At 71.7% G+C, this 18,190-nt stretch carries 15 protein-coding genes and 1 pseudogene; 6 read left to right on the top strand and 10 right to left on the bottom strand.

What is annotated here, in order from left to right:
• Nucleotides 1-216: 216 nt before the first annotated feature.
• The 5 genes and pseudogenes from GA0070560_RS01130 to GA0070560_RS01110 form a co-directional block, all read right to left on the bottom strand.
• A pseudogene (locus GA0070560_RS01130) lies at nt 217-1,237 on the bottom strand (ABC transporter ATP-binding protein).
• A complete protein-coding gene (locus tag GA0070560_RS01125) occupies nt 1,221-2,258 on the bottom strand; it encodes an ABC transporter ATP-binding protein (protein WP_091290133.1) in 1,038 nt (345 codons plus the stop codon). The pseudogene GA0070560_RS01130 and the gene GA0070560_RS01125 overlap by 17 nt, the downstream one beginning before the upstream one ends.
• A gap of 66 nt (nt 2,259-2,324) precedes the next feature.
• Complete coding sequence (locus tag GA0070560_RS01120) at nt 2,325-3,281, bottom strand: ABC transporter permease (RefSeq protein WP_091290131.1); 957 nt, start codon at nt 3,279-3,281, stop codon at nt 2,325-2,327.
• Between the two features lie 18 nt (nt 3,282-3,299).
• On the bottom strand, nt 3,300-4,238 hold the full coding sequence (locus tag GA0070560_RS01115) for an ABC transporter permease (RefSeq protein ID WP_091290128.1): 939 nt from the start codon (nt 4,236-4,238) through the stop codon (nt 3,300-3,302).
• A gap of 79 nt (nt 4,239-4,317) precedes the next feature.
• Nucleotides 4,318-5,922: a peptide ABC transporter substrate-binding protein gene (locus GA0070560_RS01110; protein WP_091290126.1), complete on the bottom strand. Its 1,605-nt coding sequence runs from the start codon at nt 5,920-5,922 to the stop codon at nt 4,318-4,320.
• Between the two features lie 417 nt (nt 5,923-6,339).
• Here GA0070560_RS01110 and GA0070560_RS01105 point away from each other — a divergent pair, with 417 nt between their 5' ends.
• Together GA0070560_RS01105 and mdh are read left to right on the top strand one after the other, a co-directional pair.
• Entirely contained in the window at nt 6,340-7,200 is an 861-nt protein-coding gene (locus GA0070560_RS01105; RefSeq protein ID WP_091290123.1) for a bifunctional methylenetetrahydrofolate dehydrogenase/methenyltetrahydrofolate cyclohydrolase, read from the top strand.
• Between the two features lie 137 nt (nt 7,201-7,337).
• Nucleotides 7,338-8,288 (top strand): malate dehydrogenase, encoded by a 951-nt coding sequence (gene mdh / locus GA0070560_RS01100; RefSeq protein ID WP_091290120.1) that lies wholly within the window; start codon nt 7,338-7,340, stop codon nt 8,286-8,288.
• Nucleotides 8,289-8,451: 163 nt separating this feature from the next.
• Here the strand turns inward: mdh and GA0070560_RS01095 are convergent, their stop codons facing one another.
• Nucleotides 8,452-9,300 (bottom strand): MBL fold metallo-hydrolase, encoded by an 849-nt coding sequence (locus GA0070560_RS01095; RefSeq protein ID WP_091290117.1) that lies wholly within the window; start codon nt 9,298-9,300, stop codon nt 8,452-8,454.
• 135 nt (nt 9,301-9,435) lie between these two features.
• On the opposite strand from GA0070560_RS01095, the gene GA0070560_RS01090 reads away from it, so the two are divergent.
• A complete protein-coding gene (locus GA0070560_RS01090; RefSeq protein ID WP_091290115.1) occupies nt 9,436-10,653 on the top strand; it encodes an NADP-dependent isocitrate dehydrogenase in 1,218 nt (405 codons plus the stop codon).
• 490 nt (nt 10,654-11,143) lie between these two features.
• Here GA0070560_RS01090 and galT read toward each other — a convergent pair whose 3' ends face one another.
• The 4 genes from galT to GA0070560_RS01070 all read right to left on the bottom strand — a co-directional run bounded on the left by galT (nt 11,144) and on the right by GA0070560_RS01070 (nt 15,308).
• Entirely contained in the window at nt 11,144-12,220 is a 1,077-nt protein-coding gene (gene galT, locus GA0070560_RS01085) for a galactose-1-phosphate uridylyltransferase (RefSeq protein ID WP_091290112.1), read from the bottom strand.
• The gene (locus GA0070560_RS01080; RefSeq protein ID WP_091290110.1) at nt 12,217-13,005 is read right to left on the bottom strand and encodes a DeoR/GlpR family DNA-binding transcription regulator; all 789 of its coding nucleotides are present in this window, start codon (nt 13,003-13,005) and stop codon (nt 12,217-12,219) included. The genes galT and GA0070560_RS01080 overlap by 4 nt, the downstream gene beginning before the upstream one ends.
• A 106-nt stretch (nt 13,006-13,111) precedes the next feature.
• Nucleotides 13,112-14,641 (bottom strand): adenylyl-sulfate kinase, encoded by a 1,530-nt coding sequence (cysC, locus tag GA0070560_RS01075; protein ID WP_091290107.1) that lies wholly within the window; start codon nt 14,639-14,641, stop codon nt 13,112-13,114.
• Between the two features lie 100 nt (nt 14,642-14,741).
• Nucleotides 14,742-15,308 carry a DM13 domain-containing protein gene (locus GA0070560_RS01070; RefSeq protein ID WP_091290105.1) on the bottom strand — a complete coding sequence of 189 codons (567 nt, stop codon included), beginning with the start codon at nt 15,306-15,308 and terminating at the stop codon, nt 14,742-14,744.
• 146 nt (nt 15,309-15,454) lie between these two features.
• Between GA0070560_RS01070 and GA0070560_RS01065 the strand changes: the two genes are divergently transcribed.
• Genes GA0070560_RS01065 through GA0070560_RS01055 form a run of 3 tightly spaced genes read left to right on the top strand, consistent with a single transcriptional unit; the run spans nt 15,455 to nt 18,190 of the window.
• Nucleotides 15,455-16,369: an ABC transporter ATP-binding protein gene (locus tag GA0070560_RS01065; RefSeq protein WP_091290103.1), complete on the top strand. Its 915-nt coding sequence runs from the start codon at nt 15,455-15,457 to the stop codon at nt 16,367-16,369.
• On the top strand, nt 16,362-17,243 hold the full coding sequence (locus tag GA0070560_RS01060) for an ABC transporter permease (RefSeq protein WP_091290100.1): 882 nt from the start codon (nt 16,362-16,364) through the stop codon (nt 17,241-17,243). Before GA0070560_RS01065 ends, GA0070560_RS01060 begins: the two co-directional genes overlap by 8 nt.
• On the top strand, nt 17,240-18,190 hold the full coding sequence (locus GA0070560_RS01055; protein ID WP_091290098.1) for an ABC transporter ATP-binding protein: 951 nt from the start codon (nt 17,240-17,242) through the stop codon (nt 18,188-18,190). Before GA0070560_RS01060 ends, GA0070560_RS01055 begins: the two co-directional genes overlap by 4 nt.

The following is an 18,190-nucleotide window of genomic DNA, read 5'->3' as shown; positions in this document are numbered from 1 at the left end:
GCCGATGTGACGGGTGACCATGTCCCGATCGGCGCTGGGCGGGTTCCCGACGACATCGGCGGGTGGTGCGGTCGCTACGGACCTGATCGCGTAGGTGGATCGGGACGGCGATCCACCTACGCCATCACGTCGGTAGCGGACGAACCCTGTACCTCGCCGGCCTGGTGGGCACCCGCGCCGCTGCGGCCCGTGGCGGTCAGGCCGGCAGACCCCGGGTCAGGCGGTCGGTGGGCGTAGCTCGGCGAAGTGGCAGGCGGAGGGGTGCGGGTCGGCGGCGCGGGGGACCGCGTGCGGCTCCTCCCGGGCGCAGACCTCCTGCGCCTTCCAGCAGCGGGTGCGGAAGTGGCAGCCGGACGGCGGGTCGGCGGGGCTCGGCACGTCGCCGGTGAGCCGGATCATGGTCCGCGCGTCACGGGCGTCCGGGTCCGGCACCGGCACTGCCGACAGCAGCGCCTGGGTGTACGGGTGGGTGGCCCGCTCGTAGATCTCCTCCTCGGTGCCGATCTCCACGATCTTCCCGAGGTACATCACCGCGACCCGGTCCGAGATGTGCCGGACCACCGACAGGTCGTGCGCGATGAAGATGTACGACAGCCCGAACTCGTCCTGGAGCTGCCCCAGCAGGTTGATCACCTGGGCCTGGATGGAGACGTCCAGTGCCGAGACCGGCTCGTCGCAGACGATCACCTCGGGGCGCAGCGCCAGCGCCCGGGCGATGCCGCTGGCCGCCGGAGAACTGGTGCGGGTACCGGTTGACGTGCTCCGGGTTGAGCCCGACCACGTCCAGCAGTTCCTGCACCCGCCGGCGTTTGCTGCCCTTCGGGGCGGCCTCCGGGTGGATGTCGAACGGCTCGCCGATGATGTCGCCGACCGTCATCCGCGGGTTGAGCGAGGTGTACGGGTCCTGCATCACCATCTGCATGTTGCGCCGCAGCCGGCGCAGCTGCGCCCCGGAGGCGGAGAACAGGTCCCGCCCCTCAAGGGTGGCCCGGCCGGAGGTCGGCGTCTCCAGCCGCATGAGCAGCCGGGCGAGGGTGGACTTGCCGCAGCCGGACTCGCCGACCACGCCGAGCGTCTCGCCCCGGCGCAGTTCGAAGCTCACCCCGTCGACGGCCTTGACCGCGCCGACCTGCCGCTGGAACAGCACGCCCTGGGTGATCGGGAAGTGCTTGACCACGTCGTCGACGGCGAGGATCGTCTCGCCGCGGACCTTGGCCGGGCTAGCGGGCGCTGTCATCACGGACCTCCTGCGCGAAGTGGCACGCGCTGGTCCGGCCGTCGCCGAGGACCAGGTCGTGCGGCACCACATCCACGCAGACCTGCTGTGCGTACGGGCACCGGGGGTGGAACGGGCAGCCGGAGGGGATGCGCATCAGGTTCGGCGGCAATCCCTTGATCGTGGACAGCGCCTGGCCGCGCACGTCCAGGCGCGGGATCGACTCCAGCAGGCCCTTCGTGTAGGGGTGGGCCGGCGTCCGGTACAGCGAGCGGACGTCGGCGTGCTCGACGATCCGGCCGGCGTACATGACGGCGATCCGGTCCGCGACACCGGCGACCACGCCGAGGTCGTGGGTGATCAGGATCATCGCCATGTCCAGGTCCCGGCGCAGGTCGGCGAGGAGGTCCATGATCTGGGCCTGCACGGTCACATCCAGCGCGGTGGTCGGCTCGTCGGCGATCAGCACCTTCGGGTTCATGGCGAGCGCCATCGCGATCATGACGCGCTGGCGCATGCCGCCGGAGAACTGGTGCGGGTAGTCGCCGATCCGCCCCGCCGCGCCGGGGATCTTCACCAGGTCCATCAGCTCGATCGCCCGCCTGCGGGCGTCGGCCCTGCTCATCCCCTCGCGTTGGCGCAGCGTCTCGCCGATCTGCCAGCCGACTCCGAAGACCGGGTTGAGCGCGGAGAGGGCGTCCTGGAAGATCATCGCGATCTCCCGGCCGCGTACCTGCCGGCGCTGCTCCTCGGGCTGGGCCAGCAGGTCCCGGCCCTGGTAGAGGATCTGGCCGGAGCGGATCACCGCCGGGGGAGTGTCGAGGATGCCCATGATCGCCTGGGCGGTGACCGACTTGCCGGAGCCGGACTCGCCCAGCACGGCCAGGGTCTCCCCGGGGTCCAGGTGGTACGACACCCCGTTGATCACCTTGGCGACGCCCTCGCCGGTGCGGAACTCGATGTGCAGGTCGCGCACGTCGAGCAGGTGCCCGCCGGGCGGGGTCGGTGAGGCCGGGGTCGGGTGGACGGCGGACCGGGTCACAGAGTTGGCCTTTCGCTCGCGACTGCGGGGCTCGCTCCGCTCACTCCTCGCGCTCGCATGGGAGCCTCACCGCAGCTTCGGGTCGAAGGCGTCGCGGATCGCGTCGCCGAGCATGATGAAGGCGAGCACGGTCAGCGCCAGGAAGGCGGACGGTACGACCAGCGGCGTCGCCGACTCCCGCATGTGCACCCGGCCGGCGTCGATGTCGATGCCCCAGGAGATGGTCGGCGCCTTGAGACCGATGCCGAGGAAGCTCAGCGTGGCCTCGGCGGCGATGAACGAGCCGAGTGCGATGGTGAGCACCACGATCGCCGGGGCGAGCGCGTTCGGCAGGATGTGCCGCCACATGATCCGACCGTCGCCCGCGCCGAGCATCCGGGCCGCGGCGACGTAGTCCTGCTCCTTGGCGGTGATCACCGAGGAGCGGACCACCCGGGCGGCGGTGGTCCAGCCGAGCACCGCCAGCACGAAGATCACCGCGGCGATCCGGACCGCCGAACTGTCGCTGGCGACCCGCTTGAGCAGCACGATCGCGGCGAGCAGCAGCGGGATGCCGAGCACGATGTCGATGACGCGGGAGAGTACCGCGTCCACCCAGCGGCCGAAGTAGCCGGCCACCATCCCGATGACCAGCGCGATCAGGCCGGTGAGCAGCGCGGAGAGGGCGCCGACCAGCAGCGAGGCGCGGGCGCCGTACACCGCCCGGGCGTACGTGTCGCAGCCCTGGAAGTCGTACCCGAAGACGGCCCCGCCGGACGGCCCGGCGTGCTGCCGGGACAGGACGCAGTCGCGCGGGTCGTTCGCGGTGAAGAGCGAGGGTGCGGCGGCCATCGCGGCGACCAGCACGACCAGGGTCAGGCTGATCCAGAAGACCGGCTTGCGGCGCAGGTCGCGCCAGGCGTCGCCGGCCAGGCTGCGTGGCTTCTGCGGTACGCCGACCTGGTTGGGCGTCCCGGGCTCGCCCGACACACCCCGCCGCGCGCCCTGGTTCTCCGACGCCGCCACGGTCTCGAAATCATTCACGCCGGCACCTCGCTGCGCTCACTCATAGCGGATCCTCGGATCGAGTACGGCGTACAGGACGTCCACCACCAGGTTGGAGACGAGGTAGACCACGACCAGCACGCTGACGATGCCCACCACCAGCGGGCCGTCCTCGGTGCGGATCCCGCGGAACAGGTTGAAGCCCACGCCGGGGATGTTGAAGACGCCCTCGGTGATGATCGCGCCGCTCATCAGGTTGCCCAGTTCGACGCCGAGGAAGGTGATCACCGGGATGAGCGAGTTGCGCAGCACGTGCACGCCGACGATCCGCCGCTTGACCAGGCCCTTGGAACGGGCGGTACGGACGTAGTCGGCGCGCAGGTTCTCCGCCACCGAGGTACGGGTCAGCCGCAGCGCGGTGGCAAGCGAGAGCGAGCCGAGCACGATGCCGGGCAGCAGCAGCGCGTACAGGTCGGGGTCGGCGCCGGCGGTGGGTGGGAAGAGCTGCCACCGCACGCCGAGGAAGTACTGCGCGAGCGGGGCCAGCACGATGGTCGGGATGCCGAGCACCAGCAGGGTGAGCACCAGCGTGGAGTTGTCGAAGACGCTGGCCCGCCGGATGCCGGCGATCACGCCCGCGGTGACGCCGAAGACGACGGTCACCACCATCGCGATGAGCGCCAGCTTCACGGTGACCGGCCAGGCCGCGGCGAGGATGTCGCCGATCTGGCGGCCGGTGAGGGACTGCCCGAGGTCGCCCCGGAGCAGGTTGGAGATGTAGTCGAAGTAGCGGTAGAAGAAGCCGCCCACCCCGGTCGCGTCGAGGTGGTACTTCTCGGTCAGGTATGCCCGCTGGGCGGCGGTGACCGGTCGTTCCTCGGCCAGCGCCTGGATGGGATCGCCCTGGCCGGCGAACATCAGCGCGTAGACGATCAGCGTGGTCCCGAAGAAGGCGAGGACCATCTGGAGCAGTCGCCGCAGAATGAAGCGGAGCATACTGTGCAGTCTCTCTGAAAAGGGGCGAAGCGTGTGGCGGGTCGGGCCACCTCGCGGTGACCCGACCCGTCCCACGTCGTTACTTGACGGCTTCGATCTTCAGCAGGTCGATCCGGTCGAAGAGGTCCATCTCGACGTTCTTGACCTTGGTCGAGTGGCCGAAGTTGTTCTGGCCGTACCGCAGCGGGATCACCGGCAGGTCCTGGGCCAGGACGTCCTCCGCCGCCTGGTACTTCTGGATCGCCTCGTCCTCGGTCGACGCCGCGGCGCCCTCGGCCAGCAGCCGGTCGAACTCCGGGTTCGAGTAGCCGTAGTAGTTCGAGGAGCCGTTGCTGCTGTACAGCGGGCCGAGGTAGTTCTCCATGGACGGGTAGTCCATGACCCAGCCCATCCGGAACAGGCCGACCGAATCCTTGGCCTTCAGCTTGGTCAGCAGGTCCGCGAACTTCGGCTCGGCGTTGCCGACGCACTCCACGCCCAGGTTGGCTTTGAGCTGGTTGCAGGTCGCGTCGATCCAGTCCTTGTGGCCGCCGTCACCGTTGTAGGACAGCTCGATCTTCTTCGGACCGCCCGCGGCCTCGTACATCGCCTTGGCCCTGGCCGGGTCGAACTCGCCGGCCGCGCCGATGGTGTTCTCCCGGTAGCCCGCCACGACCGGCGAGACGAAGGAGCGGGCCGGCTGCTGCGAGTCCTTGAAGATCGACTTGGTGATCTCGTCCCGGTCGATCGCCATCGAGATCGCCTTGCGGACCTCGGGGTTGCTGAATTCCTTCTGGAACGTCGGGAACGCCAGCACCTGGAGCGACGAGGCGGGGCTCTGCTGGAACCGGTCACCGAGGTCGGTGGCGGCGGTCGACAGGTTCTCGGTCGGGATCGTCTTGATCACGTCGAGGTTGTCCGAGAGCACGTCCGCGTACGCGGCGGTCGGCTGCTGGTAGATCCGGAACTCGACGCCGCCCACCTTCGGCTTCTCGCCGGGGAAGGCGTCGTACCGGGAGACCTCGACCTTGGCGTCGTGCTGCCAGGTGCCCTTCATCCGGAACGGGCCCTGGCCGATCGGCGCCTGCTCGTAGCCCTCGGCGAGCACGCCCGGGGCGGAGAAGGCCGCCTTCGGCAGCGGGTAGAAGGCCGTGTAGCCGAGCATCGTCCTGAACTCGCTGTACGGCTCGGCCAGCGTCACGGTGAAGGTCAGGTCGTCGACCTTCTTCAGGCCGGAGAGCGTCTTCGCCGCCGGCTTCTCGCCCTGGAGGTCGTCGTACCCGGCGATCTTCTCGAAGAAGTAGCTGGAGTTCTGACCGTTCGGGGCGTACGCGCCGTAGTTCCAGGCGTCGAGGTAGCTGTCGGCGGTGACCTTCTCGCCGTTGTGGAAGGTGTAGCCGTCCTTGAGCCTGACGGTCCAGACCTTGTTGTCGGACGACGTCACCGACTCGGCCGCCACCTCGTACGGCTTGTTGGCCTCGTCGTAGTCGACCAGCGGGCTGAACAGGGCGCTGAGCACCTGCGAGCCGCTGGTCTCGTTGGTATTGGTGGGCACCAGGTGCTGTGGCTCGGCGATCTCGATCCGCACGGCCGCGTTGGGGTCGCTCTCGCCGGATCCGCTGCCGCCGCCCGAGCCGCAGGCCGTCAGGCCCAGGGTCACCGCGAGCGGGAGGGCGGTCCAGGCAGCCAGCCTACGAACACGCATGAAGTCTCCTCATCTCTACTCACGCTGCGCAGTCGGGCCCGGCGCTGGGTGACGCTGCGCAACAATCGGCAACGGTAGGTCGGGTCGGCCGCCGTCGACAACGAGAGGGCTGCGAAGGGATAACGGATCACCCACCCCGTCTTTGCCGACGGTGCCGGAGCGTGTTATCGGAAGTGTGCGTCGGGGCAGCTCAGGGGCGGCGAATTCTGGTCCGTTCGCGGTGGGTCCGGGTCTTCCTGGAGGGGCCTGGGCGGTTGTCGGTCGGATGTCCGGTCTGGCGCTCCTCCTGGCCGCCCGTCCGTCCCGGGGTGTGGTGTGGCCCATGGAGAGTCACTGTCAGTGACGATCGGCACGTAGCAGATAGTCACGGTCGGCTGTCGCCGGTGCGGCGGTCGTCCGACATGAGACGATCAGGGCGTGACGGCGACCATCCTGGACGGCAAGGCGACCGCAGCGGAGATCAAGGACGAACTGCGGACGCGGGTTAAGGCACTCGCGGAGCGCGGCATCACCCCTGGCCTGGGCACCGTCCTGGTCGGCGCGGATCCGGGCTCCCAGGCGTACGTCAACGGCAAGCACCGGGACTGCGCGGAGGTCGGCATCGCCTCCATCCGCCGTGAGCTGCCCGCCGACGCCACCCAGGGGCAGGTCGACGCGGTCCTCGCCGAGCTGAACGCCGACCCGGCCTGCCACGGCTACATCGTCCAGCTCCCGCTCCCGGCCCACCTGGACACCCAACGCGCGCTGGAGATGATCGACCCGGACAAGGACGCCGACGGCCTGCACCCGGTCAACCTCGGCCGCCTCGTCCTCGGCTACGACGGTCCGCTGCCCTGCACCCCGCGCGGCATCGTCGAGCTGCTCCGCCGGCACGACGTGGCGCTGCGCGGCGCCAAGGTGGCGGTGGTCGGGCGCGGCAACACCGTCGGCCGGCCGCTCGGCCTGCTGCTCACCCGGCGCAGCGAGAACGCCACCGTGACCCTCTGCCACACCGGCACCCTCGACCTCGCCTCGCACACCCGTGCCGCCGACATCGTGATCGTCGCGGCCGGCGTGCCCGGGCTGCTCACCGCCGACATGGTCACGCCGGGCGCGACCGTGGTGGACGTCGGCATCACCCGGGTCATCGGGGCCGACGGCAAGGGCCGCTACACCGGCGACGTGGACCCGGAGGTCGCCGAGGTCGCCGGCCGGCTGGTCCCGATGCCCGGCGGGGTCGGGCCGATGACCCGCGCGATGCTGCTGACCAACGTGGTCGAGCGGGCCGAGCGCGGCTGACCGTCGCGGCCGACCCGGAAACGGGCCGGTGGTGACGTTCGCCCCATCCGGCGGTTGGCCGTCGCCCCTGGCCCGATCGGTGCCAGGATGGCTGATACGGTCCGGAAAACCGACTGGTATCAGGGAGTGGGACGACCATGGGTAAGAAGGTCACTGTCGTCGGGGCCGGCTTCTACGGCTCCACCACCGCACAGCGCCTGGCCGAGTACGACGTCTTCGACACCGTCGTGATCACCGACATCGTGGAGGGCAAGCCGGCGGGTCTCGCGCTGGACCTCAACCAGTCGCGCGCGATCGAGGGCTTCGAGACCAAGGTCGTCGGTGTCACCACCGGTCCGAACGGCGAGGGCTACGAGGCCATCGAGGGCTCGGACGTCGTCGTCATCACCGCCGGCCTGCCCCGCAAGCCGGGCATGAGCCGGATGGACCTGCTGGAGACGAACGCCAAGATCGTCCGTCAGGTCTCCGAGAACGTCGCCAAGTACGCCCCGAACGCCGTGGTCATCGTGGTCTCCAACCCGCTGGACGAGATGACCGCGCTGGCCCAGCTCGCCACCCAGTTCCCGAAGAACCGGGTGCTCGGCCAGGCCGGCATGCTCGACACCGCCCGGTTCACCAACTTCGTCGCCGAGGCCCTCCAGGTGCCGGTGAAGTCCGTGAAGACGCTGACCCTCGGCTCGCACGGCGACACCATGGTCCCGGTCCCGTCGAAGAGCACCGTCAACGGCAAGCCGCTGCGTGACGCGATGCCGGCCGAGCAGATCGAGGAGCTGGTCGTCAAGACCCGCAACGGTGGCGCGGAGGTCGTCGCGCTGCTGAAGACCGGCTCGGCGTACTACGCCCCGTCGGCCGCCGCCGCCCGGATGGCCAAGGCCGTCGCGGAGGACTCCGGCGAGGTCATGCCGGTCTGCGCCTGGGTCGACGGCGAGTACGGCATCAACGGCGTCTACCTGGGCGTCGAGGCCGAGATCGGCGCCGAGGGCGTCAAGAAGGTCGTCGAGACCGACCTGGACGCCGACGAGCTGGCCAGCCTGAAGGAGGCCGCCGAGGCCGTCCGCGCCAAGCAGGCCGACGTCGCCAACATGTGATCCACAAGCACCACCCGGAGGGGGCACGCCGACACACGCGGCGTGCCCCCTCCCACATTTCCACTCAACATCCCCCCCGGCCTCCCCCCACCTCCCCCGGGTCCCGCCTCGGTGAAGTTGTCGTCAGCCAGGCCGGGGGCGTGTCGCAGCGATAACTTCATGATCAACCAACCGGCGGGGAGAGGGAGGTCAGGGAGGAGGGAGGTTGGAGTGGAGTGAAGGGGGCGGACAGGTGGGGGGTGGCGAGGAGGGTGCGGCCGCCGGGGGCCAGGGCGCGCAGGAGGGTGGTGCGGGAGGTGCGAGCCGTGGGCGGGTCCTGCTCGTGGGCGTACGCCAGGTCGGGGGCGACCAGTTGCACCATGTGCACCAGCAGGTCGCCGGTGAGCAGCAGGCGCTCGTCGCCGGTGTCGACCAGCACGGACTGGTGGCCGGGGGTGTGCCCGGGCGTGCTCAGCACGCGTACCCCCGGGGTGAGGTCGGTGTCGCCGTCGATCACCCGGAGTCGGCCGGCGGCGCGCAACGGCGCGACCAGACCGGCCGGCAGCCCCGGGTTGATCGACTCCATCGCGTCCAGCTCCGCCCGCTGCACCAGGTAGTCGGCGTTCGGGAACCACGGCCGCCCCGGGGTGCCGGTCACCGCCCAGCCGATGTGGTCGCTGTGCAGGTGGGTGAGGATCACGGTACGGACGTCGGTCGGGTCGATGCCGGCGGCGGCCAGCTCGTCCGGCAGCCGGCCGGGCGCCGGCGCCCAGCTCGCCGCGGGGGAGTCGGCCGGGCCGATGCCGGCGTCGACCAGGGTGACCGGCCCGTCCCCGGCGCGCAGCGCGAAACTGCGGAACGGCAGCCACCACCGCCCGTCGGCGGTGACCGCCCCGGGGTCGCGCCGGTCCGCCTCGCGCCAGTGTGCGGCGCTGGCGTCCGGGAACGCCACGCTGCGGGGCTCGAAGAAAGCCCCCTCGCCGTCGGTGAGGGCGGTGACCGTGATAGACCCGAGGGTGCGGCTCAATGGCATCGGCCGATGATGCCAGTGATCTCCCGCGCCGGCCTCCCGGTTGTCCCACCTGCCGAGGCCGGCTGGGGGGTGCCGGCCCGTTTCCAGTACGCTCGTACTGCTTGAGCACGTGTCCCCCGAGAGGAGCGCCGGCCGATGGCGAAGATCAAGGTAAACAACCCGGTCGTGGAGCTCGACGGCGACGAGATGACCCGGATCATCTGGAAGCAGATCCGGGAGCAGCTGATCCTGCCCTACCTCGACGTCGACCTGCACTACTACGACCTGTCGATCCAGTACCGCGACGAGACCGACGACCAGGTCACCGTTGACGCCGCCAACGCCATCAAGCAGCACGGCGTGGGCGTCAAGTGCGCCACCATCACCCCGGACGAGGCCCGGGTCGAGGAGTTCGGCCTGAAGAAGATGTGGCGGTCGCCGAACGGCACCATCCGCAACATCCTCGGCGGCGTCGTCTTCCGTGAGCCGATCATCATGTCCAACGTGCCGCGGCTGGTCCCCGGCTGGACCAAGCCGATCATCATCGGCCGGCACGCCCACGGTGACCAGTACAAGGCCACCGACTTCGTCGTCCCCGGCCCGGGCACGGTGACCATCACCTACCAGCCGGCCGACGGCGGCGCCCCGATGGAGATGGAGGTCGCCAACTTCCCCGGCGGCGGCGTCGCCATGGGCATGTACAACTTCGACGAGTCGATCCGGGACTTCGCCCGGGCCTCCATGCGCTACGGCCTGGACCGCGGCTACCCGGTCTACCTGTCGACCAAGAACACCATCCTCAAGGCGTACGACGGCCGCTTCAAGGACATCTTCGCCGAGGTGTTCGAGAACGAGTTCTCCTCGGAGTTCGAGGCCGCCGGCATCACCTACGAGCACCGGCTCATCGACGACATGGTCGCCGCCGCGCTCAAGTGGGAGGGTGGCTTCGTCTGGGCCTGCAAGAACTACGACGGTGACGTGCAGTCCGACACCGTCGCGCAGGGCTTCGGCTCGCTCGGCCTGATGACCTCCGTGCTCATGACCCCGGACGGCCGCACGGTCGAGGCCGAGGCGGCGCACGGCACCGTCACCCGGCACTACCGGCAGTACCAGAAGGGCGAGAAGACCTCGACCAACCCGATCGCCTCGATCTACGCCTGGACCCGGGGCCTGGCCCACCGGGGCAAGCTGGACGGCACCCCGGCGGTCACCGAGTTCGCCAACACCCTGGAGCAGGTCATCATCGACACCGTCGAGGGCGGCCAGATGACCAAGGACCTCGCGCTGCTCATCTCGCGCGACGCCCCGTGGCTGACCACCGACGAGTTCATGAACGCGCTCGACGAGAACCTGGCGCGCAAGCTCGGCGCCTGATTCCCGCGTACCGATCGAGCCCGCCGGCCCCGCGCCGGCGGGCTCCGTCGTACCCGGGCCCGGTCGAGGGCACAGGATCCTGGATGTAGTGGTCTCCGGTGCGGTGGATGCCACGACATCCCGGATCGAGCATGATCTTCGAGCGCCACGCCGTACGCCGCACGCCGGGCCGGCGCGCCCCGGTGACGGTGGCGCTCCGTCACCGGGGCAGGCCCAGGTCGTTGAACGGGGTGGACGTGATGCCAGTCGCGTCCAGGAAGGTTGACCGCGGTCGCCTCGCGGCGCGAGTGCCGATCAGCCAACCTTCCCGGCTGTCGTGCACAGCCAGCCGTCCCTTCCCTGCGGGGGGCCCTGTCCCGGGCCCCCCGCGCCCTGTCTCCCGGCCCACCGCCCGGCACCGATGCCCGAGCGCCGCGGGGCCGACGACGGCGGGCGGGCACCCGTCGGCGCGGCGGGTCGGCCGGAGAACCGGGTCGGCCGGAGGGCCCGGTCAGCCGGCGCGGAGCAGTTCCGCCGCCCGCTCGGGCGCGATGTCGTTGATGAAGACGCCCATGCCCGACTCCGAGCCGGCCAGGTACTTCAGCTTGTCCCTGGCCCGCCGGATGCTGAACAGCTGCAGGTGCAGGTGCCCCAGCTCCCGGTCGACGTGCACCGGTGCCTGGTGCCAGGCGGCGATGTACGGCATGGGCAGCTCGAAGAGCCCGTCGAAGCGGCGCAGCACGTCCAGGTAGAGCGGGCCGAAGGCGTCCCGCTCGGCGTCGTCGAGCGCCGGGATGTCCGGCACCGGCCGGTGCGGCGCCACGTGCACCTCGAACGGCCAGCGGGCGGCCGCCGGGACGTACGCCGTCCAGTGCTCGTTGGCCGCGACGATCCGGTCCCCGGCGGCGCGCTCGGCGGCGAGCACGTCGGCGTAGAGGTTGCCCCCGCCGGTGTGCTCGGCGTGCCGGCGGGCGGCAGCCAGCAGTGACCGGGTGCGTGGGGTGAGGAAGGGGTACGCGTAGATCTGCCCGTGCGGGTGGTGCAGGGTCACGCCGATCTCCACGCCCCGGTTCTCGAAGCAGAACACCTGCTCCACCCCGGGCAGCTCGCTCAGCGCCAGTGTCCGGTCGGCCAGCGCGTCCAGCACGGTGCGGACCCGACTCGGCGGCAGCCCGGCGAAGGAGGCGTGGTGGTCGTCGGTGAAGCAGACCACCTCGCAGCGGCCCCGACCCGGCCGGACCGGGGTGAACGGGGTGATCTCCGCCGGTTCCTCGGCGACCCGCTGGCTCAGCGACGGGAAACGGTTCTCGAAGACCGCCACGTCGTAGTCGGGGGCGGGGATCTCGCTGAGCCGGTCGCCCCGGGAGGGGCAGAGCGGGCACTGGTCGGCCGGCGGCAGGAACGTCCGGGTCTGCCGGTGCACGGCGACCGCCACCCACTCGTCGGTCAGCGGGTCGTACCGGAGCTGGGAGGCCGGTGGGGGCGGCGGCAGCTCACGCCGGTCGGGCTGGTCGCGGAGCGTGTCGTCCCGCTCGTCGAAGTAGATCAGCTCGCGGCCGTCCGCCAGCTCGATCGCCGTACGCTTCACTGCGCTCCCTCCGTGCCCGGCACGATCACCAGCTCGCCCACGTTCTCGTCGAGTACCCGGCGTGCCTCGGGCGCCAACCGGTCGTCGGTGACCAGCACGTCCGCGGCGGCGAGACCGACGATCGAGGAGATGCCGACGGTCTCCCACTTGGTGTGGTCGGCGAGGACGACCAGCCGGTCGGCGGCGGCCACCAGGGCGCGGTCGGTCTCCGCCTCCATCAGGTTCGGGGTGGTGAAGCCGGCCCGTTCGCTGATCCCGTGCACGCCGAGGAAGAGCAGGTCCAGGTGGAGCGAGCGGATCGCGTCCACGGCCAGCGGGCCGACCAGCGCGTCGGACGGGGTGCGGACGCCCCCGGTGAGCACCACGGTCTGGTCGGGGCGACCGCCGGAGTGCAGGATCTCGGCCACCGGCAGCGAGTTGGTCACCACGGTCAGGCCCGGCACGTCGACCAGGCGTCGGGCCAGCTCGGCGGTGGTGGTGCCGGCGGAGAGGGCGACCGCCGCCCCGGGGCGGACCAGCTCGGCGGCCCGGGCGGCGATGGCGGCCTTCTCGGCGAGCTGGCGCACGGACTTGGCGTGGAATCCCGGTTCGTCGGTGGAGCCGGGCCCGGCGACGGTGGCGCCGCCGTGCACCTTGGCGAGCAGGCCCTGCTCGTGCAGGACGTCCAGGTCGCGCCGGATGGTCATGTCGGAGACGCCGAACTCGACGGCCAGTTCGCTGACCCGGACGCCGCCCGTCGCGCGAACCCGGTCGAGGATGGCCGCCTGCCGCTGTCGCGCCAGCATCCGCCGCACCTCCGACTCCCGCGCACTCTCACGCGCTCGAACGTGTTCCAACAAGAGCGAACACTAGCGCGCAGGCGTCAGCGGCGGAAGGCGAACCCCCGGGGAATCAGGTGGACTGGAGGCGGGGCTCCACCCAGCCGGTCTCGGTGAGCAGATTCATCACCGACTGCACCGCCTCCTCGACGTCGAGGCCGGTGGTGTCGATCACCAGGTCGGCGTCGGTCGGCTCCTCGTACGGGTCGTCGATGCCGGTCATCCCGGTGAGCAGACCGGCCCGGGCGCGGGCGTACAGGCCCTTGCGGTCGCGCTGCTCGCAGACCTCCAGCGGGGTGGCGACGTGCACCAGCACGAAGCCCGCCCCGGCGGCCAGCGCCATCTCCCGGGCGGTCTGACGCGCCTGCGCGTACGGGGCGATCGGGCAGCAGATGCCGACGCCCCGGTGCCGGGCGATCTCGGCGGCCACCCAGCCGATCCGGCGCACGTTGGCGTCCCGGTCGGCCTTGCTGAAGCCCAGCCCGGCCGAGAGTTCCCGGCGCACCACGTCCCCGTCGAGCAGCGTCACCGTCCGGTCGCCCTGCTCGCGCAGCAGGTCCGCCAGGCCCCGCGCGATCGTCGACTTGCCCGAGCCGGAGAGCCCGGTGAGGAAGACCACCAGTCCCCGGTGCCGGCGCGGCGGCCGGGCCCGGCTCAGCTCCTTGGCCACCGCCGGCGGGGTGTGCCACTCGGGCAGCGGGAAGCCCCGGTCCAGCAGGTCCTCGATCTCCTCCTGGCTGAGTGCCAGCCGCCGGTTGCGCGGCGGGATGTCCTCCCGCCAGCGCCACTGCCCGTCCCGGTTGTCGTAGGCCAGCTCGCGGGGAACCAGCACCCGCAGCCCGGCGCCGGAGAGCATCTCGCCGGTGGAGAGCAGGTGGGTCACCCCGTACGCGGCGGAGATCCGGGCCCGCAGCAGGGCGTCGCTGATCTCGTCGCGGCGGCGCGGCACCGGCACCGCCACCAGGGTCGCCGGGGGCATCCGGTCACGGGCGGCGAAGACCGCGCGGACCAGCGCCTCGGAGGGCAGGCCGCCGTGGCCGTCCTCAGCCACCGGGATCATCACCAGCAGGTGCGCCCCGAGGGTACGGGCGGCGTGCGCGATCTGGGCCAGTTGGGGGCGGTGCAGCGGCCGGTCGGCGATCACCCCGAGCACCCGGCCCGGGGGCAGCAGCGCCCGGACCTCCTCCGGCGTACGGCGCAGTCGCTGGAACGGGCCGTGCCCGCCGTCGCCGAGCCGGCGGACCCGGCCGCCCACCCCGGCCACACCCTCCCGGGCCGTCCAGACGTCGACGACCTCCAGCGCGGCCACCGGCGCGCCCTCGCCGTCGCTGAGCACCAGCGTGCGGCGGCCCGGGTCGGCCGGGTCCAGCCCGGCGGCCAGCGCGGCCGGCACCTGGAGGGTCACCGGCACCGGCCACGGGGTGCCGTCGGCGAGCCGGCCCCGGCGCTGCAACGAGACCAGGTCGGCGCGGGTCATGAAACCGGTCAGCGGGGCGTACGCGCCGGTCAGCAACAATTCCAGATCGGCCAGCTCGCCCGGGCGCGGCGTGTACGCCGGCGCGTCCCGAAGCACCTCGTCGGGCAGCACCCACCCGTTGCTCATCCGTACCCCTCACTCGCTGACCGGCACACAGTTTCGCAGCCGACCGGCGATCGGTCGAGAGCGCCACTCCACTCCCGCGCCTCGAGGGTGGGCGGCCGGGTCAGCCCGTCGGGGTCAGCGGGGCGGCGCCGAACGAGACCGAGAACCGCTTGCACCAGATCGAGACGCTGGTCAGCCGGGCCAGGTCGGTCCCGGCGGGGATGTCGTACGCCTGATCGCCCCGGTTGCCCTTGAGCCGGCCCAGCTCGACCCAGCGGCCGTCGTCGAAGACGTCCCACCCGGCGCGGCCGGTGCGCACCGGTTGGTCGCTCAGCCAGACCCGCAGGTCGGGTCCGTTGGAGGTGTCCAGCCCGACCAGTTCCAGCCGGTGGCTGCCGTCGACGGCCCGCACGATCCGGGCGGTGCCCGAGGTGTCGTGCTCGTGGGTGACGAACTCGCCCCGGCTGACCAGCGTCGGCCCGGCCGGTGGCGCCGGGGTCACCGCGTCCCCCGTGGGCGCGGGCCCGACCGACGGCGTGCCCACCGCCACGTCGGACAGCCGCTCGCTGACCCGGGTGTCGGTGACCGCCTTCCAGGGCTGGAACCAGTACAGGCCGACCGCCGCCCCGGCGGCGAGGACGGCGACGACGACCCAGGCCAGGGGAGTACGCAGCAGACGGGTGAGCATGCCGTCCAGTCTGGCCGGACGGCGGCCGCCCGGGCACCGGCCGGCGGCCTTACGAAAGCCTTACCGGCCCCCCGGGACGGGTATCAGGGGCGGACCCGGGCGATTCCCGATGCCTCCCGGGGTTCCCGCTCCCTACGCTGGCGGTCGTGACACTGATCGCGACCGAGTCGCTGACCAAGACGTACGGGGGCCGGGTCACCGCGTTGGCCGACCTGACCGTCGCGGTCGAGCCGGGCATCATCGGGCTGGTCGGCGCCAACGGCGCCGGGAAGTCCACCCTGATCAAGATCCTGCTGGGGCTGCTCGCCCCGACCAGCGGGCGGGTCTCCGTGCTCGGCCTCGACCCCACCACCGACCCGGCCGCCGTGCGCGCCCGGGTCGGCTACATGCCCGAGCACGACGCGCTCCCGCCCGACCTCACCGCCGCCGAGCTGGTCACCCACCTCGGCCGGATCAGCGGCCTGCCCCGGACGGCGGCCCGTGAGCGGGCCTCCGAGGCGCTGCGGCACGTCGGGCTGCACGAGGAGCGGCACCGTGCCGTCGGCGGCTACTCCACCGGCATGAAGCAGCGGGTGAAGCTCGCCCAGGCCCTGGTGCACGACCCGGACCTGCTGCTGCTCGACGAGCCGACCAACGGCCTCGATCCCGCCGGCCGGGACGACATGCTCGCCCTGGTGCACCGGATCGGCACCGAGTTCGGCATCTCCGTGCTGGTCTGCTCGCACCTGCTCGGCGAGGTCGAGCGGATCTGCGACACCCTGGTCGCCATCGACGGTGGGAGGCTGCTGCGCGCCGGCCCGATCGCCGCGATGACCTCCGCGACCGACGTGCTCGCCGTCGAGGTCAGCGAGGGTACGGAGCTGCTGGCCGCCCGGCTCGCGGCGCTCGACCTGCCGGTGGACCGGGAGGGGCGGCTGCTGCTCGTCCCGCTCGCCGACGACTCCACCTACGACCTGATCCTCGGCGCGGTCGCCGCGCTGGACCTGCCGCTGCACCGGCTGGACCAGCGCCGGCACCGGGTGGCCGAACTCTTCGCCACGAGGGAGCCCAGCCATGCCTGAGTCGACCGGCGTCATCCACGACATCGGCTACCAGCGCTACACCGGCCCCCGGCTGGGCCGCCGGCACGTCTTCGGCGCGCTCTACCTGCACGGCCTGCGGACCATCTTCGGCCTGGGCCGCAGCGCCAAGGCCAAGATCTTCCCCTGGCTGGTGGTCGGCATCGTCACCCTGGTGGCCGTGATCGTCGCCGCCGTACGCAGCCAGATCGGCGAGGTGCTGCTGACGTACGCCCAGTTCGCCGACTCGATGAGCTGGCTGATCATCTTCTTCGTCGCGGTCGCCGCTCCCGAACTGGTCTCCCGCGACCTGCGCAGCGGGGTGCTGCCGTTGTACTTCTCCCGGCCGCTGCCGCGCGGCGACTACGCGACGGCCAAGCTGCTGGCCCTGGTCACCGGGCTGTGGCTGCTGCTCGGCGGGCCGCAGCTGGTGATGTTCCTCGGCGCCGCGTTCACCACCGACGCCGGCCTGCGCGGGGTCGGCGACGAACTGCTCGACCTGCTGCCGGCGCTGCTCTACGCCGGCCTCTGGGCGGTCGTCTTCGCCTCGGTCGGGCTGCTGGTCGCCTCGCTCACCGGCAAGCGGGCGTTCGCCGCCGGTGGCATCGTGGCGGTCTTCCTGATGACCATGCCGATCGGTGGGACCCTGGCGATCCTGCCGTCCCGGACGGTCAACGAACTGGCCGGGCTCGTCTCACCGTCCACCCTGGTGATGGGGGTGGGCACCTGGGCGCTGCCGGACCCGCCGGGGGCCGACTCGGGGGAGGGCCTGATGATCGGCGGGTTCGGTCCCGTCTACGCTGTGGCCGCCGTGCTGCTGGTCGCCGCCTGCGTCACCCTGCTGTTGCTGCGATACCGGAAGGTGGCCGCCCGATGACCACGATCAGCGCCGAGGCCGCCCCGGCCGTCACCACCAGCACCCTGGACCTGGCCGGCGTCTCCCGCTGGTACGGCAACGTGGTGGCCGTCAACGACGTCAGCATGCGGCTGGGGCCCGGGGTGACCGGCCTGCTCGGCCCCAACGGCGCCGGCAAGACCACCCTGCTGCACATGATGGCCGGATTCCTCGCCCCGTCCCGGGGCGCGGTGACCCTGGACGGGGAGCCGACCTGGCGCAACCCGTCGGTGTACCGCCGGCTCGGGCTGGTCAGCGAGCGGGAGGCGGTGCACACCTTCCTCACCGCGTACGAGTTCGTGCTGGCCAGCGCGAAGCTGCACCGGCTGCCCGACCCGGCCGCGGCGGCCCGCCGGGCGATCGCCCTGGTCGAGCTGGAGGGGGCGCAGGACCGGCGGATCGGCACGTACTCCAAGGGCATGCGGCAGCGGGCGCGGGTTGCCGCGGCGCTGGTGCACGACCCGCAGGTGCTGCTGCTCGACGAGCCGTTCAACGGGATGGACCCGCGGCAGCGACTGCACATGATGACGCTGCTGCACTCCCTCGGCGACGCCGGCCGGACCATCCTGTTCAGCTCGCACATCCTGGAGGAGGTCGAGCAGGTCTCCGGCACGGTGCAGGTGATGGTCGCCGGCCGGCTCGCCGCCTCCGGCGACTTCCGCACCATCCGTCGGCTGATGACCAACCGGCCGCACGTGTTCGCGGTCCGCTCCACCGACGACCGGGCGCTGGCGGTCGCGCTGATGGCCGAGCCGTCGGTCACCGGGGTCGAGTTGGCCCGCACCGGGCTGACGGTGCGGGCCGGCGACTACGGCGCCTTCACCCGAGCGCTGCCGAAGGTCGCGCTGGCGCACGGCATCCGGGTCCGGCGGCTGCTGCCCGAGGACGAGTCCCTGGAGAGCGTCTTCTCCTACCTGCTGGAGGGCTGA

It is taken from the genome of Micromonospora halophytica, assembly GCF_900090245.1.
Lineage (GTDB): Bacteria > Actinomycetota > Actinomycetes > Mycobacteriales > Micromonosporaceae > Micromonospora > Micromonospora halophytica.
The sequence above is the reverse complement of the archived record's forward strand: the minus strand, read 5'-3'. Positions and strand labels throughout refer to the sequence as shown.

What these genes read in the sequence shown, in the direction of transcription:
- GA0070560_RS01090 (WP_091290115.1), top strand. Translation starts at nt 9,436, where the DNA reads ATGGCGAAGATCAAGGTAAACAACCCGGTCGTGGAGCTCGACGGCGAC.
- GA0070560_RS01055 (WP_091290098.1), top strand. Translation starts at nt 17,240, where the DNA reads ATGACCACGATCAGCGCCGAGGCCGCCCCGGCCGTCACCACCAGCACC.
- GA0070560_RS01060 (WP_091290100.1), top strand. Translation starts at nt 16,362, where the DNA reads ATGCCTGAGTCGACCGGCGTCATCCACGACATCGGCTACCAGCGCTAC.
- mdh (WP_091290120.1), top strand. Translation starts at nt 7,338, where the DNA reads ATGGGTAAGAAGGTCACTGTCGTCGGGGCCGGCTTCTACGGCTCCACC.
- GA0070560_RS01095 (WP_091290117.1), bottom strand. Translation starts at nt 9,300, where the DNA reads ATGCCATTGAGCCGCACCCTCGGGTCTATCACGGTCACCGCCCTCACC.
- GA0070560_RS01110 (WP_091290126.1), bottom strand. Translation starts at nt 5,922, where the DNA reads ATGCGTGTTCGTAGGCTGGCTGCCTGGACCGCCCTCCCGCTCGCGGTG.
- GA0070560_RS01080 (WP_091290110.1), bottom strand. Translation starts at nt 13,005, where the DNA reads ATGCTGGCGCGACAGCGGCAGGCGGCCATCCTCGACCGGGTTCGCGCG.
- GA0070560_RS01115 (WP_091290128.1), bottom strand. Translation starts at nt 4,238, where the DNA reads ATGCTCCGCTTCATTCTGCGGCGACTGCTCCAGATGGTCCTCGCCTTC.
- GA0070560_RS01070 (WP_091290105.1), bottom strand. Translation starts at nt 15,308, where the DNA reads ATGCTCACCCGTCTGCTGCGTACTCCCCTGGCCTGGGTCGTCGTCGCC.
- cysC (WP_091290107.1), bottom strand. Translation starts at nt 14,641, where the DNA reads ATGAGCAACGGGTGGGTGCTGCCCGACGAGGTGCTTCGGGACGCGCCG.